General features: G+C 48.4%; 19 protein-coding genes, 9 tRNA genes and 1 pseudogene. 27 read left to right on the top strand and 2 right to left on the bottom strand.

Annotated features, from left to right (window positions below; translation table 11 throughout):
• The first annotated feature begins 123 nt into the window (after window positions 1-123).
• The 9 genes from pth (at window position 124) to M0415_RS08745 (ending at window position 2,924) form a co-directional block, all read left to right on the top strand.
• Window positions 124-711: an aminoacyl-tRNA hydrolase gene (gene pth / locus M0415_RS08785; RefSeq protein ID WP_011621799.1), complete on the top strand. Its 588-nt coding sequence runs from the start codon at window positions 124-126 to the stop codon at window positions 709-711.
• A gap of 138 nt (window positions 712-849) precedes the next feature.
• Window positions 850-1,941 (top strand): redox-regulated ATPase YchF, encoded by a 1,092-nt coding sequence (gene ychF / locus M0415_RS08780; protein WP_011621800.1) that lies wholly within the window; start codon window positions 850-852, stop codon window positions 1,939-1,941.
• Window positions 1,942-2,148: 207 nt separating this feature from the next.
• Window positions 2,149-2,225 (top strand) — tRNA-Met (locus M0415_RS08775).
• A 54-nt stretch (window positions 2,226-2,279) separates the two neighbouring features.
• Window positions 2,280-2,364: transfer RNA gene (locus M0415_RS08770), tRNA-Leu, on the top strand.
• 47 nt (window positions 2,365-2,411) lie between these two features.
• Window positions 2,412-2,486 (top strand) — tRNA-Gln (locus tag M0415_RS08765).
• Between the two features lie 22 nt (window positions 2,487-2,508).
• Window positions 2,509-2,583 (top strand) — tRNA-Gln (locus M0415_RS08760).
• 1 nt (window position 2,584) lies between these two features.
• Window positions 2,585-2,661, top strand: a tRNA-Met gene (locus M0415_RS08755).
• A gap of 83 nt (window positions 2,662-2,744) precedes the next feature.
• Window positions 2,745-2,829 (top strand) — tRNA-Leu (locus tag M0415_RS08750).
• 20 nt (window positions 2,830-2,849) lie between these two features.
• Window positions 2,850-2,924 (top strand) — tRNA-Gln (locus M0415_RS08745).
• Between the two features lie 277 nt (window positions 2,925-3,201).
• Here M0415_RS08745 and M0415_RS08740 read toward each other — a convergent pair.
• A complete protein-coding gene (locus tag M0415_RS08740) occupies window positions 3,202-3,837 on the bottom strand; it encodes a hypothetical protein (RefSeq protein ID WP_249556580.1) in 636 nt (211 codons plus the stop codon).
• Between the two features lie 405 nt (window positions 3,838-4,242).
• Between M0415_RS08740 and M0415_RS08735 the strand changes: the two genes are divergently transcribed.
• The 7 genes and pseudogenes from M0415_RS08735 (at window position 4,243) to secF (ending at window position 10,920) form a co-directional block, all read left to right on the top strand.
• Entirely contained in the window at window positions 4,243-4,839 is a 597-nt protein-coding gene (locus M0415_RS08735) for a PepSY-associated TM helix domain-containing protein (RefSeq protein WP_249554300.1), read from the top strand.
• Between the two features lie 16 nt (window positions 4,840-4,855).
• Window positions 4,856-5,368, top strand: coding sequence for a DUF2271 domain-containing protein (locus tag M0415_RS08730; RefSeq protein WP_249556581.1), 513 nt, complete (start codon window positions 4,856-4,858; stop codon window positions 5,366-5,368).
• 30 nt (window positions 5,369-5,398) lie between these two features.
• A pseudogene (locus M0415_RS08725) lies at window positions 5,399-6,216 on the top strand (DUF4198 domain-containing protein).
• Window positions 6,217-6,474: 258 nt separating this feature from the next.
• Window positions 6,475-6,951 (top strand): transcription elongation factor GreA, encoded by a 477-nt coding sequence (greA, locus tag M0415_RS08720; RefSeq protein WP_011621805.1) that lies wholly within the window; start codon window positions 6,475-6,477, stop codon window positions 6,949-6,951.
• A gap of 314 nt (window positions 6,952-7,265) precedes the next feature.
• Entirely contained in the window at window positions 7,266-7,781 is a 516-nt protein-coding gene (locus M0415_RS08715) for a hypothetical protein (protein WP_249556582.1), read from the top strand.
• A 377-nt stretch (window positions 7,782-8,158) separates the two neighbouring features.
• Entirely contained in the window at window positions 8,159-10,033 is a 1,875-nt protein-coding gene (gene secD, locus M0415_RS08710; RefSeq protein ID WP_249554302.1) for a protein translocase subunit SecD, read from the top strand.
• 2 nt (window positions 10,034-10,035) lie between these two features.
• Entirely contained in the window at window positions 10,036-10,920 is an 885-nt protein-coding gene (gene secF, locus M0415_RS08705) for a protein translocase subunit SecF (RefSeq protein ID WP_249554304.1), read from the top strand.
• A 57-nt stretch (window positions 10,921-10,977) separates the two neighbouring features.
• Here secF and yhbY read toward each other — a convergent pair whose 3' ends face one another.
• Window positions 10,978-11,277: a ribosome assembly RNA-binding protein YhbY gene (gene yhbY / locus M0415_RS08700; RefSeq protein WP_011716136.1), complete on the bottom strand. Its 300-nt coding sequence runs from the start codon at window positions 11,275-11,277 to the stop codon at window positions 10,978-10,980.
• Between the two features lie 90 nt (window positions 11,278-11,367).
• Between yhbY and rlmE the strand changes: the two genes are divergently transcribed.
• The 11 genes from rlmE to infB all read left to right on the top strand — a co-directional run bounded on the left by rlmE (window position 11,368) and on the right by infB (window position 22,828).
• Complete coding sequence (gene rlmE, locus M0415_RS08695; protein WP_011621809.1) at window positions 11,368-11,997, top strand: 23S rRNA (uridine(2552)-2'-O)-methyltransferase RlmE; 630 nt, start codon at window positions 11,368-11,370, stop codon at window positions 11,995-11,997.
• Window positions 11,998-12,026: 29 nt separating this feature from the next.
• Window positions 12,027-14,000, top strand: coding sequence for an ATP-dependent zinc metalloprotease FtsH (gene ftsH / locus M0415_RS08690; protein WP_164717925.1), 1,974 nt, complete (start codon window positions 12,027-12,029; stop codon window positions 13,998-14,000).
• Window positions 14,001-14,158: 158 nt separating this feature from the next.
• On the top strand, window positions 14,159-14,992 hold the full coding sequence (gene folP / locus M0415_RS08685; RefSeq protein WP_249554306.1) for a dihydropteroate synthase: 834 nt from the start codon (window positions 14,159-14,161) through the stop codon (window positions 14,990-14,992).
• Between the two features lie 74 nt (window positions 14,993-15,066).
• A complete protein-coding gene (glmM, locus tag M0415_RS08680) occupies window positions 15,067-16,404 on the top strand; it encodes a phosphoglucosamine mutase (protein WP_023268278.1) in 1,338 nt (445 codons plus the stop codon).
• Between the two features lie 193 nt (window positions 16,405-16,597).
• Window positions 16,598-17,380, top strand: coding sequence for a triose-phosphate isomerase (tpiA, locus tag M0415_RS08675; protein ID WP_011071430.1), 783 nt, complete (start codon window positions 16,598-16,600; stop codon window positions 17,378-17,380).
• Between the two features lies 1 nt (window position 17,381).
• On the top strand, window positions 17,382-17,714 hold the full coding sequence (gene secG / locus M0415_RS08670) for a preprotein translocase subunit SecG (protein ID WP_011625494.1): 333 nt from the start codon (window positions 17,382-17,384) through the stop codon (window positions 17,712-17,714).
• An 11-nt stretch (window positions 17,715-17,725) separates the two neighbouring features.
• A tRNA-Leu gene (locus M0415_RS08665) sits at window positions 17,726-17,812 on the top strand.
• A gap of 83 nt (window positions 17,813-17,895) precedes the next feature.
• A tRNA-Met gene (locus M0415_RS08660) sits at window positions 17,896-17,972 on the top strand.
• Window positions 17,973-18,142: 170 nt separating this feature from the next.
• The gene (gene rimP, locus M0415_RS08655; protein WP_011716141.1) at window positions 18,143-18,598 is read left to right on the top strand and encodes a ribosome maturation factor RimP; all 456 of its coding nucleotides are present in this window, start codon (window positions 18,143-18,145) and stop codon (window positions 18,596-18,598) included.
• Window positions 18,599-18,627: 29 nt separating this feature from the next.
• A complete protein-coding gene (nusA, locus tag M0415_RS08650; RefSeq protein WP_088210878.1) occupies window positions 18,628-20,127 on the top strand; it encodes a transcription termination factor NusA in 1,500 nt (499 codons plus the stop codon).
• A 25-nt stretch (window positions 20,128-20,152) separates the two neighbouring features.
• Complete coding sequence (infB, locus tag M0415_RS08645; RefSeq protein ID WP_249554308.1) at window positions 20,153-22,828, top strand: translation initiation factor IF-2; 2,676 nt, start codon at window positions 20,153-20,155, stop codon at window positions 22,826-22,828.
• Window positions 22,829-22,861: the final 33 nt, after the last annotated feature.

The raw sequence follows: 22,861 nt of genomic DNA, 5'->3' as shown, positions 1-22,861 counted from the left end.
CATTGAGTGCTAAAATGCCGCGTTTTTAACGAGCATAAGCGGCATTATTAACTCAAGATGGTCGTCCATGTGCGCTTTGCCATCGACCAATTAACGCAGTATTGAGTGCCATTAGTGAGTGTCATGAGCGAAATTAAATTAATCGTAGGTCTTGCCAATCCTGGCGCCGAATATGCGCAGACTCGCCATAATGCGGGCGCTTGGTATGTGGAAGAATTGGCCCGCATCTGTGGCGTCAGCTTAGTGCCGGATAGCAAGTATTTTGGCCTCACCGCCAGAGCCGTATTGCATGGCAAAGATGTGCGTTTGCTGATCCCAACCACCTATATGAACTTAAGTGGCAAAGCCGTGGGGGCCTTAGCGAATTTCTTCCGTATTACGCCTGAAGAAATTCTAGTGGCCCACGATGAGTTGGATATGCCGCCAGGTGTGGCTAAATTTAAACTCGGTGGCGGTCATGGTGGCCATAACGGTTTAAAAGACATTATTGCTAAACTGGCTAATGATAAAAACTTCTACCGTTTACGGATTGGGATTGGCCATCCTGGCGATAAGAATAAAGTAAGTGGTTACGTACTGGGTAAAGCGCCAGCCAAAGAACAAGAGCTGATCAACGCCGCCGTGGATGAAGCCGTACGTTCCACAGAAGTGCTATTTAAAGAGGACATGGTGAAAGCCATGACTCGCTTACACTCCTTTAAAGCAGAGTAAGCCCAGTGCTCGCGGCCCGCGAAAGGACGGCGAACACAGGACAATAGAATTAATCAATGTACTGCCTAAGGGCAGGCTGACTATAAACTTGCTGGTGAGTGTGACTCGCCAGCCTATCATCGAGAGAAAGGTAAGAATATGGGTTTTAAATGCGGCATTGTTGGTCTTCCTAACGTAGGTAAATCAACGCTTTTTAATGCGTTAACTAAGGCTGGCATCGAAGCGGCAAACTTCCCGTTTTGTACCATCGAGCCAAACACTGGCGTAGTACCTGTGCCGGATCCACGTTTAGACGCGCTGGCGGCGATTGTAAATCCGCAACGTGTACTGCCAACCACCATGGAATTCGTAGATATTGCAGGTCTAGTAGCGGGCGCGTCTAAAGGTGAAGGTTTAGGTAACAAGTTCCTTGCCAACATCCGTGAAACCGATGCTATCGGTCATGTGGTGCGCTGCTTTGAAGATGACAACATTGTCCACGTAGCTAACCGTGTTGACCCTGCGCGCGATATCGAAGTCATCAACACTGAATTGGCATTAGCCGACTTAGACAGCTTAGAGCGTGCGGTGATCCGCCAACAAAAACGCGCTAAGGGCGGCGATAAAGACGCTAAATTTGAAGTGGATGTACTCGAGAAGATGCGCCCCATCCTCGATGAAGGCCATATGCTGCGTTCTATGGAGCTGTCTAAGGAAGAATTAGAAGCGGTTGCTTACTTAAACTTCTTAACCTTAAAGCCAACCATGTATATCGCTAACGTGGCTGAAGATGGTTTCGAAAACAACCCACACTTAGATGCAGTGCGTGCCATTGCTGAAAAAGAAAATGCCATTGTTGTGTCTGTGTGTGCCGCCATTGAGTCAGAACTGGCTGAAATGGAGGCCGAAGAGCGTGATGAGTTTATGGCTGACCTCGGTTTAGAAGAGCCAGGTTTAGACCGCGTGATCCGCGCCGGTTACCAATTGCTGAGCCTGCAAACTTACTTCACCGCAGGTGTGAAAGAAGTGCGCGCTTGGACCGTTTCAGTCGGCGCGACTGCACCACAAGCGGCAGGTGTTATCCACACTGACTTCGAACGTGGCTTTATTCGTGCTCAAGTGATGGCATTTGACGACTTTATTACCTATAAAGGTGAAGCGGGCGCCAAAGAAGCGGGTAAGTTACGTGTAGAAGGCAAGACATACATTGTTCAAGACGGCGATGTTATGCACTTCCTGTTTAACGTCTAACAGCTTTGATAAAGGGCTAAGCTTTAGAAAGTAAGGCAAAATACGGGCAACAGAGGTCGATTTAGCGCATCTGTTGCTCAGTTTGGTGAAGTAATAGCCGAACGGTTTGTCTCGAGGGAAATAGCGAAAAAAAGCTGTTGACCTCGATACCTCGAATAAGCATAATACGCCCCGTTCCTCGCTACGAGGGGCGCGCAATAACGAAGTGGCAATGTAGCTCAGCTGGTTAGAGCACAGCACTCATAATGCTGGGGTCGCAGGTTCAAGTCCCGCCATTGCTACCATTTCGTTATCCTAGCGTTTGCTAGCATCAATTCAGGATGTCAACTTGAAGCAGTGCGGGAATGGTGAAATTGGTAGACACGCCAGATTTAGGTTCTGGTGCCGAAAGGTGTGAGAGTTCAAGTCTCTCTTCCCGTACCATTATTTTTAAACATCGGCGTAAGCGGATGTATGAAACAAGTTAGTGATGGGGTATCGCCAAGCGGTAAGGCACCGGGTTTTGATCCCGGCATACCTAGGTTCGAATCCTAGTACCCCAGCCATCATTTCATGTTTCTCTGTTTTTGGGGTATCGCCAAGCGGTAAGGCACCGGGTTTTGATCCCGGCATACCTAGGTTCGAATCCTAGTACCCCAGCCATGGCAATGTAGCTCAGCTGGTTAGAGCACAGCACTCATAATGCTGGGGTCGCAGGTTCAAGTCCCGCCATTGCTACCATATTTAAATCCACGTTAAATCAATTTGATTTATCTGGTAAAAATCCAGAGACGCCTTTGTTTGCCAATCTGGTACATTTTGATGCGGGAATGGTGAAATTGGTAGACACGCCAGATTTAGGTTCTGGTGCCGCGAGGTGTGAGAGTTCAAGTCTCTCTTCCCGTACCATCAAAGTGAAAAAAGTTAATTGGGGTATCGCCAAGCGGTAAGGCACCGGGTTTTGATCCCGGCATACCTAGGTTCGAATCCTAGTACCCCAGCCATAGTTAAAAAGCCCGTCCTACGACGGGCTTTTTGCTTTCTGTCTTTTGTATGTGCTTTTCGAGTCACTCCCTTATTACTTCGTTATCTTTCAATCTTCTGCTCTATTACTCGCGTGTTATGGCTTTATTTGGCTATGTGCGAATGACTAAGGGCTAAGAGACGCTTTGGGAATGGGGGGGCACCGAGATAAAAAAGCCACAGTGCTTAATAAGCACTGTGGCTGACACCGACAAAAGTGAAATGCGACTAAAACGCTCGCAGAGCGTTGATTAGTGATTATTGTACGGGTTTAACTTCTTTAACCGCTGCGGGAGCTGCGACTTCACTCACCGCCTTTTCAAGCACCGCTTCCTGTGTCGCTTTTACATCTCCAGTGGCAACCGCTTTTAGGGGCGCAGCCGCTGGGATTTGTTCTTGCAGCTTTTCCGTGCCTGCATCTATCGCCTTTTGCTGTAGTTTTTGCGGATCTGTGTAGTCAGCCAGTTCTTTAGGCCAGCTTGGTACCAGTTTCTCTGCCTGATCAGTAAATTGCTCAGAGATAATTTTTGGCGAGCCACCCGTAAGCAACATCACCGCCATTTGGTTGGTTTCTGAGTTCCACACAAAGCCTGCTTTTTCGGCCATTTCCGGCACTGGTGTATAGGTCGATACCATATAAAACAGTGGGCCTTCCTGTTGAATTTTATCGGCGGTTTTCAGCAGCGATACTGTGGTCTCGTAGTTGTCTCCGAGCAGAGCCTTCATTCGATCTTTAATCAGCGGCTGTTCGAATAGCCCCACGTCATTTGGATTTAATCCGACAAGGGGTTTTAGCAGTGCCCACATGAGTTGGCCTTGGGGTGACATCAATAGCAGTGGGGCAACACAGGCATTAAGTATTAGTGCGAGCCAGATAATGTGTAGGCAACGCATTTTTTTGAGCAGAGTTGTACTCAAGATGATATTTCCTTTGGAAGTACCAGCAAGTCGCCGGCGGCGGATTGTAGCCGATTGCGATTCTGTAAACGAGAGGGGTGAATAAGTAAATTTTTACAGAGATTAGAGGGTAAAAGGTTAAGTTTTATCTAGTTGAATTTGTATCGGTTTTACAATTATTTCTATTTTCTCCGCTGCTTTTCTCGCTCTACGAGTTTGCGATATTTTCCATCAACGTTGCCGTTATACCGTACTTGTGATGTAAAGAATGTAAAGCTGGGTTTTGTTGATAATAAATATCATTTACTCTCTATCCCATTAACTTTCGTTAATACAGGCTATTAGCTAAAGGTTGGTGGCGATTTAGGCGCTCGCCTAATATCCCTTCTTGAGAGTCAGTCATTGAAATTAAAAGTCAGTAAATCATCGCTTTCCTTCGCTCGGACTATTCATGTTTATGTCTCTATGGCATTGCTGCTGTTAATGCTGTTTTTTGCCGTAACCGGGATCACCTTAAACCATCCAAATTGGTTTTCTTCAGCGGATCAAGAACCGCGACGTGAACAGTTTGATATTCCTAATTATTTAATACCTGCTGCACCGCAGGAGCATGAGTGGCGTTTAGCGGCGGGGTATTGGTTAAAAAGCCAGTGGGATATGGATATTGGCACTGCCGATATCGATGAGGATGAGATAAGCCTAGTGAATAAAGGCCCAGGCACCTATCGCACCGTCACCTTAGATCTGCTTGACGGTAAAGCCTATGTTGAGACTTTAGATTATGGCGTTATTGCGGTGCTGAACGATCTGCACAAGGGGCGCAATACTGGGATTGTCTGGGCTTGGGTGTTAGATATCTGCGCCTTGCTGATTATTCTCTTTTCGCTCACCGGCGCTTATTTGCTGCTGCCTCAAACGAAACGACTTAAAAAATCCTTGTTTTATATGGTGCTCGTCAGTTCAGGCTGTGCACTTGTGTATGTCTATTTTGTTCCATAGGGAGAACCGATTAATGATGCGTCAGCTTATTCGCACCAGCGCCATCGGTGCGTTGTTTGTGAGTTCAGCGGTATTTGCCGCGCCGAAAATGACCGTTGATTTGACCTTGCCAGAAATTACTGAGGGTCAGTATCACAGACCCTATGTGGCCGTGTGGGTTGAGGATAGCAAGGGGCAAACCGTTAAAACCATAAGCCTATGGGTATGGGACGAGGGTCATAAATGGCTCAAGGATATTCGTCGTTGGTGGCGAAAGGCTGGGCGCGAAGACATGAGCTTTGTTGACGGTATCGCCTCGGCGACTAAGCCCGCAGGCCATTACAAAATTGATTGGGACTTAACGGATGATGCGGGTAAACCGCTGACGCCAGCCTCCTACACAGTGTTTATCGAAGTGGTGCGTGAGCACGGCGGGCGTGACCTCGTGAGGCAAAATCTGGATTTAACGGCGGGGGATTTTACCGCCCAGCTACCAGCAACCACTGAAACTGGCGTGATTGATATTCGCTTGAGCGGTATGACTCGCTAAGCCCTGCACTTTACTGAAAAGGATATGAAGATGAAACTACGTTTACTTGCCTTAGTTAGCGCGCTATGCATCAGCCCATTGGCGAGCAGCCAGATCGCTGGATTTTACCTAGCCACTATAACGTCTCGGCCGAAAGCCAAGAGGCGGTGTGGATCACATCTGATGTGTCCGCCAGTAACCAAGTGTTTATGTACGATAAACCGGTCACCGCCAGCGATGTGCGTGTGTACTTACCCGATGGTAAGTCAAGCTCCCCAAGCTCAAGCTACACTGGCGGTCGTAAATCGGTGTTCGATGTGCAATTACTGCAAGACGGTACCTATAAGTTCGAGAAAGAAGTCACGCCGAGATACTTTTCTGTTTACCAAATCAAAGGTAAAGAAGGCATGGTACGCAGTCGACTCGATAAAAAAGCGACAGCAGCCGTGATGCCAAAGGATGCCTATGAGCTAAAAGGCTCATTAAATGTGGCGCGGGTCGAAACCTATGTTACCCGCAACAAACCCACCGATAAGGTATTAGCGCCGAAAGGTGAATACTTGGAATTGGTCCCTATTACCCATCCCGCTGATATCGTTGAAAATGAACCAGCAACACTGCAGTTTGTTTACGATGGTAAGCCTGTCGAAGGTGTGAGTGTGGCGATCATGAAGGATGGTAGCCTGTACCGTAACAAGCCGGAAGAAATCAGTTTAACTTCGGATAAAGAAGGTAAAGTGGCGATGACGCTGCCCGCAGCTGGTCGTTATCTGCTGCATGCTTCAATCGAACGTCCAAGCCCAGATAAATCGCTTGCCGATAAAACAGTTAGCGAAATCTTTTTGACCTTCGAAGCTGGGCTTGAATAAGCGCAGGCTTTAATGCTCCTCCTTAGCAATGCCCACAAGTTCGTTTGTGGGCATTTTGTTTTATCCTACTTAAGTTCGCACTATTATACTTTGGCACTAGCATCTGAGCCTGAGCTTCAGTAAGCTGCACTGGTGCATAGTTCTTGATGCATCCCAAGCGCATAACGATTAGAATAGCGCAATTCCACCCTGATTTTACTGTGTTGACCTTTAGCGTCGGCACGGGTTGCTTTTGTTTTAAAGGAGACGAAAGAAGTTATGACTAAGGTTCCTATGACAGTTGTCGGTGCAGAACAGCTGCGTAAAGAGTTAGATATGCTCAAGTTTGAACGTCGCCCGAAAATCACTGAAGCGATTGCCTCAGCGAGAGAGTTAGGCGATCTGAAGGAAAACGCGGAATATCATGCAGCCCGTGAAGAGCAAGGGATCTGTGAAGCGCGTATCCGTGACATTGAAGGCAAACTTTCTAACGCGCAGATTATCGACGTGACTAAGATGGCGAACAATGGTCGTATCATTTTTGGCACCACTGTGACTATCCTCAATCTGGATACCGATGCGGAAGTGACTTACCGTATCGTGGGCGACGATGAAGCTAACATCAAAGAAAACCTGATTTCAGTTAACTCTCCGATTGCCCGTGGTTTAGTGGGCAAGAATGAAGGTGATGAAGTGTCGATCGCAACCCCAGGTGGTTTGACCGATTACGAAATTATTTCGGTGCAATACATCTAAGTCTTAGTACGTCAGACTCGATTGTTTACCGATAAAAAGCCGCCTAGCGCGGCTTTTTTTATGCCCTTTTTATACCTAAAACACTGCAAGAACAGCATCTTCAGCGCACAAATTCGCAAGATGGATAAAGTTTAACTTGCCTCTAAAGCGGCCGTTACCTAAGCTGCAAGCTTGGAGCTTTCTATGCATTCATCAAGGTTCTTTACGAAAGCTATCCAAGAAAGCGTGGTTTCTTCTGCAAATATTTCATCACGTAAATGGTTGCGTGTACCTTTTAGGAACTGAGTTTGATTAAGCACTGGCGCCAAGGATTAATGTTACTCTGCGTGTCGATCATCTTGATCGCCCATGCGGGTGGCTATGCGCCGCGCAGCTTAACCGCCCAGCAACAGCATCTGGCGCCTAAAACGGTAGTAACAACTGCGCCTACCGCGGATACGCCATCACTTACAGTGCAAGAGAGCACTGCATCACATCACTCAACGGCACCATCGACGGCGAGCGATAGCAAAGCGGTCTGTGCTGCTGTTGATAAGGCACAAACCACCGATTGCTCCGAGCCTGAATTAGTCAGTCACTCGGATGATTTTAATTTTGCTCCGGTTAACTCCCAGCGTTTTATCAATCTTGTTCAGCATGATATGCGTGAGGTGAAGCCTGTTTACCTGTTGGCCTTTGAGTTTGTACCCGAGTCAGCGCCCGCATTAGGGGAAAATATTCGCCTCGATGCTCGCCCGGATTGGACTCTCTTAGCCGAATCTTCACCCGCGCGGATCTCCGGCTGGAAAGTCTCCAACCTCCAATATCGCTTTAGTCAGCAAGCTGCTTAACTCACTTCTCTGTCGCAAGTTAGCAAGGCTTATCCATCACGATACCGTTTGAGTTCGTCACCTGAACGATACGCTTCTACGGATACCTTTGATTAACTTTGCATTTTGTCATCCGAAACCTGTACCCGATAACCTAGCGTCAAAGCCTGCGGAGTGATTGCCGAAGGTGCGACTAAATCGCCTTAGATTTAAATCCATTCGGTTTAGACGAATTTAACTGGTTATCACCACTGAGTTTGCAAGCGCTTAGCGCACTCCTTGTGGGATAGGTATTTACAGGTTTCACCGTACATACAGTGATTGTTCGCTCATGGTTATTAGCGCTACTTGCGCAGCATTTGGCTATCAGAGAGGGCAATATCATGCGAGTGATATCTATGGATAAATTTCAGAGTAAAAAGCTGCTAAATCATTATTCAGCTTGGAAATACCTTGTGCTTATCGTTACCATTATCGTGATGTTATTCAGTGCATTACCGACTTGGTATGGAGAAGACGCCGCCGTGCAGGTGGGCGCTAAAGCGGGGCTTAATTTAACCCCCATTGAACTGCGGGATAAATTAAAGGCGCAGGGCGTTGAGGTTAAACGTATCGAAGTTAAGCATGCCCAACATGGCGGTGCCAATACCTCCGAAGGTGGGCAAACCCTTATCGTGCTCAATGATGACAGCGAGCAAACCTTGGTGAAGACCTTAGTGTCGTCCATGGTGAGTGAGCCGAAAGAGCTCACGCTGGCACTGGTGAGTGCTGCGCCGAGTTGGCTGCAAAATATGGGCTTTGAACCGATTAAACTCGGGCTCGATTTACGCGGCGGAGTGCAATTTTTGCTGGATGTGGATGTGCAGCCCGTCTATCAAGCCCAAGCAGATGCATTAGTGGAGTCCCTTCGACAGTTTTTGCGTGAACAGCAAATTCGCGGCGCCAGTGTGCGTATTGACAGCACGCGCGATGATGCAGGGTTGCAAATTGCAATTGCATTTAATGACACGGCTCAATCTGCCAATAACGCGCGCTCAGCTATTCGCCAGTTTATGCAGCAAAGCTACCCGACTTGGCAATTAACCAATGCGGATAATGGCTTAGTGGTAAAACTTGCTCAAGAAGAGCAAATCAAGTTACGTAATTTAACCGTGCAGCAAAACCTGCAAATTATGCGTAGCCGGATTGAAGAGCTGGGCATCACTGAGGCTCTAGTACAACGTCAGGGCGAACATCGTATTCGTATCGAGCTGCCCGGTGTCCAAGACCCGGCCGCTGCGAAAAACGTGATAGGCGCAACCGCAAGCCTAGCCTTTTTTGAAGTTAAAGAATCGGGTTCAGTGAATGCGCAGGTGCTGAAGGATAAATCTGGCAATCCTGTTTATGTGGCCCGCACGCCCGTATTGGGCGGCGATCATATTGTCGATGCCCGCGCCAATATTGGCGAAATGGGCATGGCCGAAGTGAACATTCACCTCGACCGTATCGGCGGTCAAAAAATGTCGGAGTTCTCCCGCGCTAATATCGGTAAGCCGATGGCAACATCCTACAGCGAATATAGCCGGGATGAGCAGGGCAAAGCTAAGCAAACCCAAGAGATCATCAGTGTCGCAACCATTCAATCACAGCTCGGAGATCGCTTTAGAATTACGGGCGCAGGCACCTATCAAGAGGCGCAGCAATTAGCGCTGCTGCTACGCGCGGGCTCAATGACGGCGCCCGTGACCATTGTTGAAGAGCGCACCATTGGCCCAACCCTTGGCGCCGAGAACATCCAAAACGGCTTTGCTGCGCTCGGCCTTGGTATGGGAATTACCTTGCTGTTTATGGCGCTCTGGTATCGCCGTCTCGGTTGGGTGGCCAATGTGGCTTTGATTGCTAACATGGTGATCCTCTTTGGTTTGTTGGCGCTGATCCCCGGCGCGGTATTGACCTTACCCGGCATTGCTGGTCTGGTGTTAACAGTCGGCATGGCGGTCGATACCAACGTACTGATCTTCGAGCGGATTAAAGACAAGTTGAAAGAGGGGCGCAGCTTCGCCCTAGCGATTGACACTGGCTTTGACAGTGCGTTCTCAACCATTTTCGACGCTAACTTCACCACTATGATCACCGCAGTTGTGCTCTATTCCATCGGTAATGGTCCCATCCAAGGCTTTGCCTTGACCTTAGGTTTAGGTCTGTTGACCAGTATGTTTACCGGTATTTTTGCCTCAAGAGCCTTAATCAACCTAGTGTATGGGCGTGATGCGCGCCGCCATGTGAGGGTATAACTATGAAGAATCTCAATCTGACCAAATGGCGTTATATGTCGAGCGCTATCTCTATCTTTTTAATGTTGGCCTCTCTCACCATTATTGGTATGAAAGGCTTTAACTGGGGCTTAGACTTTACAGGCGGTGTGGTGACCGAGGTGCAGCTCGATAGGCGGATCACCAGCAGCGAGCTGCAACCGCTATTGAACGCGGCTTATCAGCAAGAGGTGACTGTGATTTCGGCCAGTGAACCCGGACGTTGGGTATTGCGCTATGCTGATACGGCACAAAGTAATGTCGATATTCAAGAAACCTTAGCGCCACTGGGTGAAGTGCAAGTACTGAACACCAGTATTGTCGGCCCACAAGTGGGTAAAGAATTAGCCGAGCAGGGCGGTCTTGCTTTGTTGGTGGCCATGCTGTGTATCTTAGGTTATTTGAGTTATCGCTTCGAATGGCGTCTCGCCTCCGGTGCGTTGTTTGCACTGGTGCACGACGTGATTTTCGTGCTCGCCTTTTTCTCATTAACCCAAATGGAGTTTAATTTAACCGTGCTCGCCGCCGTGCTGGCGATTTTAGGCTATTCGCTCAACGATTCGATCATTATTGCCGACCGGATCCGGGAGTTATTGATTGCTAAGCCAAAGCTTGCTATCCAAGAGATTAACAACCAAGCGATTGTCGCGACATTTTCCCGTACCATGGTAACCTCGGGCACCACCTTAATGACGGTGGGAGCGTTATGGATTATGGGTGGCGGGCCGTTGGAAGGATTCTCGATTGCCATGTTTATCGGCATTTTAACTGGCACATTCTCATCAATATCGGTCGGGACTTCATTGCCCGAATTTTTGGGATTAACACCAGAGCATTATAAAGTGCAAGTCATCACAGATACGCCATAAGTGCTAAAAACAAAACGGCCACTCGCTTGAGTGGCCGTTTTGTTTCAGGCTGGAAAATTACTTAGCTCTTGGCAGGGCAATTTTCATTTCAGGCGATTGACGATAAATCACCAGAATATGACCAATAAGTTGCACTTTTGCAGATTGAGTTTCACGTACTATGGCATCAACGATGGCATTTTTTAGCTCTCTATCGGTAGAGGCTACTTTCACTTTAATCAGTTCATGATAAGCGAGTGCGCTTTCAATTTCAGCGAGTACACCTTCAGTCAATCCATTGGCACCAAGCAGCACCACTGGCTTTAAATTGTGCGCCAGACCTTTTAAATGCTGTTTTTGTTTGGTTGTTAAGTTCATTTCTACCAACTTTTGCTGAGTTACTGTTGAAAAACCGCTATTCTACCCTTATATAGCCCTTGTGTAACTCTCAATTGTTGCGGATTTTAAATGTCAGGTAAAAAACGTACGGCCAGTTCCACCCGTTGGATGCAGGAACACTTTGATGATCATTATGTCAAACTAGCACAGAAACGGGGATTGCGTTCTCGCGCTGCGTTCAAGCTTGAGGAGCTCCAGGAGAAGGACCAATTGATCCGCCCAGGTATGACTGTGGTGGACTTAGGTGCGGCTCCTGGTGGTTGGTCTCAAATAGCCGTCAAGCTGACCGGAGATAAAGGTAAAGTGATCGCCTGTGATATTTTGCCAATGGATCCCATCGTCGGCGTGGATTTCTTGCAAGGGGACTTTCGTGAAGAGAAAGTGCTTGAAGCATTGCTAACTCGCGTCGGTGCGGATAAGGTTGACGTTGTATTGTCTGATATGGCGCCCAACATGAGTGGTTCCGATGGTGTCGATCAACCGCGCGCCATGTATTTAGTCGAACTGGCGTTAGATATGTGTCATCAAGTATTGGCGCCTAACGGCAGTTTTGCGGTCAAAGTCTTTCAGGGGGAGGGGTTTGACGAATATATGAAGGCGGTAAAAGACGCATTCAAAGTAGTAAAAACACGTAAACCGGACTCGTCGCGGGCACGCTCCCGTGAAGTCTATCTTGTGGCGACAGGGTACAAGTTGTAGTACCCTAGCGTTAATCATCGCAAGACTTTATGAGGTCTAGTAATTTGAGTGACATGGCAAAAAATCTAATACTCTGGGTTGTCATCGCCGTTGTGCTGATGTCAGTGTTTCAGGGTTACTCCCCCTCTTCTTCGTCATCGCAGAAGATGGATTATTCTACGTTCCTAGACAATGTTCGTGATGGACAAGTCGCCAGTGTTGAAGTGAAAAGTGACCAACGTACTATCGAAGGTTCTAAGCGCACGGGCGAAAAATTCACGACCATCATGCCACTGTATGACCAAGATTTAATTAATGATCTTGACCGTAAAGGCATCACCATGAAAGGCCAAGAAGCCGAAGAGTCGGGGTTCTTAACCCAGATCTTTATTTCTTGGTTCCCGATGTTGCTGCTGATTGGGGTATGGATTTTCTTTATGCGCCAGATGCAGGGCGGCGGTGGCAAAGGCGCTATGTCCTTTGGCAAGAGCAAAGCCAAGCTGATGAGCGAAGATCAAATCAAGACCACTTTTGCTGACGTTGCTGGCTGTGATGAAGCCAAAGAAGAAGTGAAAGAGCTGGTCGATTATCTGCGTGACCCAACCAAATTCCAAAAATTGGGTGGCCGTATTCCAACGGGCGTGCTCATGGTTGGCCCTCCAGGAACAGGTAAAACCTTACTGGCTAAAGCGATTGCGGGCGAGTCAAAGGTACCTTTCTTTACCATTTCAGGTTCTGACTTCGTAGAAATGTTCGTCGGTGTCGGTGCATCTCGTGTGCGTGACATGTTCGAACAAGCGAAAAAATCAGCCCCTTGTATTATCTTCATCGACGAAATCGATGCTGTAGGTCGTCAACGTGGCGCAGGCTTAGGTGGCGGTCATGATGAGCGTGAGCAAACCCTTAACCAAATGCTGGTTGAGATGGACGGCTTCGAAGGTAACGAAGGGATTATCGTGATTGCGGCGACCAACCGCCCTGACGTATTGGACTCTGCGCTGCTGCGTCCAGGTCGTTTCGACCGTCAAGTGGTTGTGGGTTTACCGGACGTTCGCGGTCGTGAGCAAATCCTTAAAGTGCATATGCGTAAAGTGCCACTTTCTGAAGATGTGAAAGCAAGCGTAATTGCCCGCGGTACCCCAGGTTTCTCTGGTGCCGATTTAGCCAACTTAGTCAACGAAGCTGCTCTGTTTGCGGCGCGCGGTAACCGCCGTGTTGTCGGTATGGAAGAATTCGAGCGTGCAAAAGACAAGATCATGATGGGTGCTGAGCGCCGCTCTATGGTGATGTCAGAAGCCGAGAAAGAAATGACGGCATACCACGAAGCGGGTCACGCGATTGTGGGCTGTTTAGTGCCAGAGCATGATCCTGTGCACAAAGTTACCATTATCCCGCGTGGTCGTGCGTTGGGTGTGACCTTCTTCTTACCTGAGGCCGATGCGATTAGCCAAAGCCGTCGTAAGTTAGAAAGCCAGATTTCGGTTGCCTATGGTGGTCGTTTAGCCGAAGAGCTGATCTACGGCAGCGAAAAAGTGTCTACAGGCGCTTCGCAAGACATTAAATATGCGACGTCGATTGCCCGTAACATGGTGACCCAGTGGGGCTTCTCCGACAAACTCGGTCCATTACTCTATGCCGAGGAAGAAGGTGAAGTGTTCTTAGGTCGCAGCATGGGTAAAGCTAAGGCGATGTCCGATGAAACCGCGACGGTTATCGATGCCGAGGTGAAAGCCTTTATCGATAAAAACTATGGCCGCGCTAAGCAAATTCTGCTGGATAACATCGATATTCTACATTCGATGAAAGACGCGCTGATGAAGTATGAAACCATTGACTCACTGCAAATTGACGATTTGATGAACCGTCGTGAAGTGCGTCAGCCTGCCGATTGGCAAGCGGATGACAATGGTTCAAACGACAAAGGCAATGGCAAAGGTGAACCTGCCGTTAAAGTCGACGAAGTGGTAAAAACTGCTCCCGTTGAGGCAGAGCTGAAAGATGCCGATGAGTCACCCGTTAAGTAGCGGTTGTTAATTGAAAGAGAACCCCGTTAAGGGGTTTTCTTGTTTTATCTTGCTAGAAAATTGACTGCGCTGTCATTCAATATAAATCAGTCACATGAGTGAACCGCGCAGAAAACGGATGAAACGCGCTAGCAAGCTGTCCCAAATGGAGTCAATGCGTGTTTGAATTAATTGCTGGAACCAAACGCTTATCCTTAGCCTCGCCCGTCGTGATGGGCATTCTGAATGTTACTCCCGATTCTTTTTCCGACGGTGGAAAGTTCTCTTCCTTTGAATTAGCTTGCCAACATGCTGATGAGATGGTCGCCCAAGGGGCGCTTATCATCGATATCGGCGGCGAGTCGACAAGGCCGGGTGCGGCCGATGTGACGGTTGAGGATGAACTCGCCCGTGTTATCCCTTTGGTGGAATATGTCGCGAAACACCATGATGTGTGGATTTCGGTCGATACCAGTAAACCCGAAGTGATGCGACAAGCGGTGAATGCTGGTGCGCATTTAATCAACGATGTGCGAGCCTTGTTGGAGCCTAGGGCATTAGAGACTGCGGCGCAGCTAAATGTACCCATCTGTTTGATGCACATGCAGGGCGCGCCGCGTAGTATGCAAACGGCGCCCGAATATCAAGACCTTGTTGCTGATGTTTATGAGTTTTTGCGTGAGCGTATTCAAGCCTGTATCGATGCGGGGATCCCGCGGGAGCGATTGCTAATCGACCCGGGTTTTGGCTTTGGTAAAACCTTAGAACATAACTATGAACTGCTGGCGAAGTTAGATCGTTTTGAGCAGTTTGAACTGCCGATATTGATAGGTTTATCCCGTAAGAGCATGATAGGAAACCTCCTTGCTAGACCGACCTCCGAGCGTCTAGCGGGGAGCCTTGCTGGCGCCATGATAGCGGCCCAGAAAGGGGCACATATCATTCGTGTCCATGATGTCCCTGAAACTGTCGATATGCTGAAAGTGTTACAAGCGACACAGGCATATCTATAAAGGCTATTTTTGTTAAGTATTTCATTAATATTATGATCCCAACCGAAGGGACACATTGAAGTTTGTGGGGCAATATGAGCGAACGTAAATTTTTTGGAACCGATGGTATTCGTGGCAAGGTAGGTTCAGGCCAGATGACTCCCGAGCTGGCATTAAAGTTGGGTTGGGCAGCAGGGCGGGTGTTATCCCGCAGCGGCACCAAAAAAGTGATTATTGGTAAAGATACCCGTATTTCGGGTTATATGTTTGAGTCTGCCTTAGAGGCGGGTTTATCGGCTGCGGGTCTCAATGTGATGTTGATGGGGCCAATGCCAACACCTGCTGTGGCTTATCTCACTCGCACTTTCCGCGCCGAAGCGGGGGTGGTGATCAGTGCATCCCACAATCCATACTATGATAACGGCATTAAATTTTTCTCAACCGATGGCAGTAAGCTCGACGATAACCTAGAGCTGGAAATTGAAGCCGAATTAGAAAAGCCCTTAGAGTGTGTTGAGTCACATCTATTGGGCAAAGTGTCACGTATTGAAGATGCGCGTGGCCGTTATATCGAATACTGCAAGGGCAACTTCCCAGCGGATCAAACCCTCACAGGGTTAAAAATTGTGGTGGACTGTGCTCATGGTGCGACCTATCACATTGCACCTGCGGTATTTCGTGAGTTAGGCGCTGAGGTAATTACCATTGGTGATAAGCCCAATGGCGTCAACATTAATGACAAAGTGGGCGCCACGTCCATGGCGAAAATTTGCGAAACCGTATTGACCGAAGGCGCCGATTTAGGGATTGCGCTGGATGGTGACGGCGACCGTATCATGATGGTCAACAGCCGCGGTGAGGTCATCGATGGCGACCAAATTCTCTATATTCTAGCCTGTGATGCTAAAGCCCGTGGCGTGCTGCGTGGTGGCGTTGTCGGCACACTTATGTCTAACTTAGGTCTCGATTTAGCCTTGCAAGCCTTAGATATTCCCTTTGCCCGCTCTAAAGTGGGTGACCGTTATGTAATGGAGTTACTGAAAGAACTCGATTGGCGCATTGGCGGTGAAAACTCGGGCCATATCCTTAACCTCGACCATGGTACGACGGGTGATGGTATTGTGGCGGGTATCTTAGTGCTGGCGGCAATGCGTCGACAAAATGCCACACTAGAGCAACTTACTGCCCCGATGGAAATGCTGCCACAGGTGTTAGTGAATGTGCGCTTTGAGGGCGAACACGACCCATTAAGCTCAGATAAAGTTAAAGCCGCTCAGGCTCAGGTTGAGTCACAACTAGGTGCCCGAGGTCGCGTATTGCTACGTAAATCCGGTACTGAACCGTTAATTCGTGTGATGGTTGAAGGTGATGATCACAATACTGTGTTAGCGCACGCCAATTTGATTGCAGATGCGGTAAAATCGGCGAGCTAATCAAACTAATCTTTAGTCGAGTGCAGCTGATACCGATTAAAAATGAAGGTGTTAGCTGCATTAATGAGCAAGAATAGGGTTTGGCGTGTAAAAAGTAAGCATTCCAACCTAATATCTGAAAAATTTCGAATTTAGCTATTGTAACTTAATAAGTGGTTCGCTATTATTCACGCCGCTTTCAGAGGAGACAGTGATGGCACTCAGACGTCCTATGGTAGCTGGCAATTGGAAGATGAACGGCAGCGCGGCATTAGCCCAAGAGTTGTTCAAGAAATTTGCCTCAAAGCTCCAAAATGATTCAGCTGAAGTGGTTTTATGCCCGCCTTCTATCTATCTAGAAAGCGTCAGGCAACTGCTAGAAGCAAACAAGGAAGCGTTAGACGGTTCACTTGTTAGGATGGGCGCTCAGAATTTAAGTCAACATGACTTTGGCGCTTATACCGGAGAAGTTTCGGGCCAGATGCTTAAAGATTGCGGATGTCGATATGTCATTATCGGGCATTCAGAACGTCGCCGTATGTACGGAGAGACGAGTAATATCGTAGCGGAGAAATTCGCCGCTGCACAAAAGCACGGTTTAACCCCCATCTTATGTGTGGGTGAGTCGGGTCCAGCACGTGAAGCAAGACGTACCTTCGAGGTGATTGCGGAAGAGTTGGATATAGTGATCCAGAAAAATGGCACTATGGCTTTTGATAACGCCATTATCGCTTACGAGCCGTTATGGGCTGTAGGGACTGGTAAGAGCGCGACACCAGAGCAGGCACAGGAAGTACATGCGTTTATACGCAAGCGTCTCTCTGAAGTGTCTCCGTTTATCGGAGAAAATATCAGGATTTTGTACGGTGGCAGTGTGACACCGAGTAATGCGGCAGATTTATTTGCCCAACCTGATGTTGATGGTGGACTGATTGGCGGTGCCAGTTTAAACTCTACCGAGTTTTTAAGTCTGTGTACCATAGCGATGAGCGCATAATATGTATGAAGTTTTAGTAGTTGTTTACTTGTTGGTTGCATTAGGTTTAATTGGCCTGATCTTAATCCAGCAAGGCAAAGGAGCTGACATGGGGGCCTCATTTGGCGCCGGTGCATCAGGTACCTTATTCGGTTCAAGCGGTTCAGGTAACTTTCTGACACGTACAACGGCGATTCTGGCCATTGCGTTTTTCACGTTAAGTCTGCTGATTGGCAACTTAAGTGCAAACCACGCAAAAAATGAAGATGCATGGAAAAATTTAGGTTCTGATGAACAGGTTACTCAACCAGTTGATCAAGCAACCGAAAAGTCAGAAACGAAAATTCCTGACTAGTAAAAGGTGTCGCCGAGGTGGTGAAATTGGTAGACGCGCAGCCTTGAGGTGGCTGTGTCCTAACGGACGTGCGGGTTCAAGTCCCGCTCTCGGCACCATAATATAGCTAAGTGAGACGAAGTAAGCGCTGACTTAGTTATTGCAAGCAAAGACGATAGTCAATATACTTGCACACAGTTGACGCGGGGTGGAGCAGCTTGGTAGCTCGTCGGGCTCATAACCCGAAGGTCGTCGGTTCAAATCCGGCCCCCGCAACCAGCTCCTAGTAACGAATTGTGTTTGAATTCGTTATGGTTTACAGGTTCTTGAAGCTAATAACCTCGTCATTACGGGGTTTTTTGTTATCTGGGACTTTTAAATTTGTCGTATTCGATACGACGCTTTACTAGGGCTATTAAGCCCTTTTTTGTTTTTTCCGGGGGTCAATTTTGGCAACATTAGAATCCAGACTGGCAGACATGCTCAAAGTGCCTGTGGAGGCATTAGGCTTCCAACTTTGGGGCATTGAATATGTACAAGCGGGTAAACATTCAATCCTGCGCGTGTTCATTGATGGTGAGAATGGTATCAATATCGAAGATTGTGCCAACGTAAGTCGCCAAGTCAGCGCTGTACTCGATGTTGAAGACCCTATTTCGACCGAATATACCTTAGAGGTTTCTTCACCTGGTGTAGATAGACCGCTGTTCACTGCTGAACAATATGCGGCCTATGTCGGTGAGGATGTCAAGCTTCAACTGACTATGCCTGTCGCGGGCAGTCGTAATTTAAAAGGCGCCATTACACAGGTTGACGGCCAAATGCTGTCACTCAATGTGAATGGTAAAGAGCTGGTTGTCGCCTTGGATAATATCCGTAAAGGCAACATCATCGCTAAGTTTTGATGGTTTCAAGGTGAACGAGGCAAGACGAAATGAATAAAGAGATTCTGCTAGTCGCTGAGGCGGTTTCAAATGAAAAGGCCGTTCCACGCGAGAAAATTTTTGAAGCGCTAGAAACTGCGCTGGCAACTGCAACCAAGAAAAAATACGAAGGCGATATTGACGTTCGTGTTTCTATCGACCGTAAAACTGGCGCCTATGAAACTTTCCGCCGCTGGATGGTTATCGACGATAACGGTGTTGCGTTAGAAAACCCATACCGCGAAATCACCTTGGAAGCTGCGCGTTACGAAAACCCAGAAATCCAACCTGGCGATTACATCGAAGATCAGATCGAATCTGTGGCCTTCGACCGTATTACTACCCAAACCGCTAAGCAAGTGATCGTACAAAAAGTACGTGAAGCCGAGCGTGCGCAAGTCGTTGAACAGTTCCAAGATAAAGAAGGCGAGCTGATCACTGGTGTGGTGAAAAAAGCGACCCGTGAAAGCGTGGTAGTTGACTTAGGTAACAACGCTGATGGCGTATTGTTCCGTGAAGATTTAATTTCACGCGAATCTTTCCGTCCTGGTGACCGCGTACGTGCTCTGCTGTATTCAGTACGTCCAGAAGCCCGCGGCGCACAGTTATTCTTAACCCGCACTAAGCCAGACATGCTGATTGAGCTGTTCCGTGTTGAAGTACCGGAAATTGCCGATGAGCTTATTGAAGTGATGGGCGCTGCCCGTGATCCAGGTGCTCGCGCTAAGATTGCTGTGAAATCAAACGACCGTCGTATCGACCCAATCGGTGCTTGCGTGGGTATGCGTGGTGCACGTGTACAAGCGGTATCGAATGAACTGGGTGGCGAGCGTGTCGATATCGTGTTGTGGGATGATAATCCAGCACAATATGTGATCAACGCAATGGCACCTGCCGATGTGGCTTCTATCATCGTTGATGAAGACAACCACTCAATGGATATCGCCGTTGAAGCGGAAAGTCTGGCACAAGCCATTGGCCGTAACGGTCAAAACGTGCGTTTAGCGACTCAACTAACCGGTTGGGAACTGAACGTGATGACAGTGGAAGACATGAACAAGAAGCACCAAGCCGAGAGCGCTAAGGTGAAGAGCTTATTTATGGAAGCACTGGATGTAGATGAAGATTTTGCTCAAGTACTGGCTGACGAAGGCTTTACTTCTCTCGAAGAAGTGGCTTACGTGCCGGTATCTGAATTATTAGCAATTGATGGCTTCGATGAAGATATCGTTGAAGCATTACGTGAGCGTGCAAAAGCGGCGATCTCAACTCGAGCTCTCGCCTCTGAAGAAGCACTAGATGGTGTGGAGCCAAGTGAAGAGTTATTAGCACTTGAAGGTGTTGAAAGACACTTAGCCTATGTTTTAGCAAGCAAAGGTATCGTGACTCTAGAAGACTTGGCTGAACAAGGCATTGATGATTTGATCGAAATTGAAGAATTGACAGAAGAAAAAGCAGGTGCGCTGATCATGGCTGCCCGCAACATCTGTTGGTTTGGCGAAGAAGCATAAGTCGATCAACAGGGGGATTTAACTGATGGCAGATACTACCGTAGAGAAATTGGCCACGGAAGTGGGTAAAAGTGTTGAACGTCTGATTGAGCAATTCTCTCAGGCCGGAATTAAGAAAGGCCAAACTGATAACGTGTCTGAAGCTGAGAAGCAACAGTTACTGGATTATCTGAAGAAGCAGCATGGCGGTGAAAGCGCACCGACCAAAATGACACTGCAACGTAAAACCGTATCGACCCTGAGTGTGGCCGGTAATGGTGGTCAATCTAAAGACGTTAAAGTGGAAGTACGTAAAACCCGTACTTTCGTTAAACGCGATGTTAGCGAAGCGGCTCTGAAAGCTGAAGAAGAAGCGAAAGCCAAAGCGGAAGCAGAAGCTAAGGCGAAAGCCGAAGCCGAAGCGGAAGCCAAGGCCAAAGCGGAAGCAGAAGCTAAGGCGAAAGCTGATGCTGAAGCAAAAGCGGAAGCCAAGGCGAAAGCGGATGCCGAAGCAAAAGCTAAGGCTAAAGCGGCAACGGATGCGAAACCTGCAAAAGACACTTCGCCAGAAGCGGAAGCAGCACGCATTGAAGCTGAGCGTTTAAAAGCGGTTCAAGCGGAAGCGACTAAGCGTAAGCAAGACGAAGAAGCAGCTAAAGCCGCTGAAAAAGCGCGTCTGTTAGCGGAAGAGAACTCTAAGCGTTGGGACGAAGAAGAGCGTCAACGTAAAGAGGCTGAACGTTATAGCGATCACCATATCACTACCTCTAAAGTGGCCCGTGCCGCTGAAGATTCATCGGATATGGATGAAGAAAAACGTGGTCGTCGTGCCCGTAACAAAAATACCGCCAAGACGAAACGTGGTGGTAAAGATGCCCGTGACGGCCGCGAAAAACACATGCGTAACCGCAGCACTGCGCCAGAGTCAATGGCGCACGGCTTTAACAAGCCTGTGGCTGCTGTGACCCGCGATGTGCGTATCGGTGAAACCGTGACTGTTGCAGAACTTGCCCACTTAATGGCGGTTAAAGCGACTGAAATCATCAAACAAATGATGAAGATGGGCTCAATGGTGACGATCAACCAAGTGTTAGATCAAGAAACCGCCCAGTTAGTTGCCGAAGAAATGGGCCACAAAGTGGTACTGATCCGTGAAAACGAATTAGAGCAACAAGTACTGTCTGAGCGTGACGAAGAGGGCGGCGTTAAGCTTGAGCCTCGTGCGCCAGTTGTGACCATCATGGGTCACGTTGACCACGGTAAAACGTCTCTGCTCGACTATATCCGCCGCGCGAAAGTGGCAGCGGGTGAGGCCGGTGGTATTACTCAACATATCGGTGCATACCATGTTGAGACCGAAAACGGCATGATCACTTTCTTAGACACCCCTGGTCACGCCGCGTTTACCGCAATGCGTGCCCGTGGTGCTAAAGCGACTGACATCGTTGTACTGGTTGTTGCTGCCGATGACGGCGTAATGCCACAAACCATCGAAGCGATTCAACACGCTAAAGCCGGTAACGTGCCATTGATTGTTGCCGTCAACAAGATGGACAAACCAGAAGCCGATATCGACCGCGTGAAGAGCGAATTAGCGCAGCACGGCGTCATGTCTGAAGATTGGGGCGGTGACAACATGTTCGCCTTCGTATCTGCTAAGACAGGTGCTGGCGTTGACGACCTACTCGAAGGCATTCTGCTGCAAGCTGAAGTATTAGAGCTTAAAGCGGTACGTGACGGTATGGCAGCGGGTGTGGTTATCGAATCACAACTGGACAAAGGTCGCGGCCCTGTGGCAACGATTCTGGTTCAAGAAGGTACTCTGCGCCAAGGCGACATCGTTCTGTGTGGTTTAGAGTACGGTAAAATCCGTGCGATGAAAGATGAGAACGGTCGTTCAATCACTGAAGCGGGCCCATCTATCCCTGTTGAGATCTTAGGTCTTTCAGGTGTGCCATCTGCCGGTGATGAAGCAACTGTGGTTCGCGACGAGCGTAAAGCCCGTGAAGTAGCACTGTACCGTCAAGGTAAGTTCCGTGACGTGAAATTAGCACGTCAGCAGAAGTCTAAGCTGGAAAACATGTTCGCGAACATGACCGAAGGCGAAGTGAAGGAACTGAACATCGTTCTGAAGGCAGACGTTCAAGGTTCACTCGAAGCGATTACCGACTCCTTAATGGGTCTGTCTACCGACGAAGTGAAAGTGAACATCATCGCTCGCGGTGTAGGCGCTCTGACTGAAACCGACGCGACCTTAGCTGCGGCTTCTAACGCGATCATGGTTGGCTTTAACGTCCGTGCCGATGCACAGGCGCGTAAGACTATCGAAAGCGAAAGTGTTGACCTGCGTTACTACAGCGTTATCTATAATCTGATTGATGAAGTGAAAGCGGCGATGACGGGTATGTTGTCACCAGAATTCAAGCAACAGATTATCGGTCTGGCTGAAGTACGTGACGTGTTCAAGTCACCAAAACTGGGCGCAATCGCCGGTTGTATGGTGACTGAAGGTACCATCAAGCGCAGCGCGCCAATCCGCGTACTGCGTGATAACGTGGTGATCTTCGAAGGTGAACTCGAATCGCTACGTCGCTTTAAAGACGACGTTAACGAAGTTCGCAACGGCATGGAATGTGGTATCGGTGTTAAGAACTACAACGATGTCCGCGTGGGTGACCAAATCGAAGTATTCGAAACCGTCGAAGTGGCACGTACACTGTAACGATAAAGAGGGCGGCATTAGCCGCCCTTTCAA

It is taken from the genome of Shewanella sp. 10B (assembly GCF_023475885.1).
Lineage (GTDB): Bacteria > Pseudomonadota > Gammaproteobacteria > Enterobacterales > Shewanellaceae > Shewanella > Shewanella mangrovisoli.
This window is presented reverse-complemented; position numbering and strand designations above follow the sequence as displayed.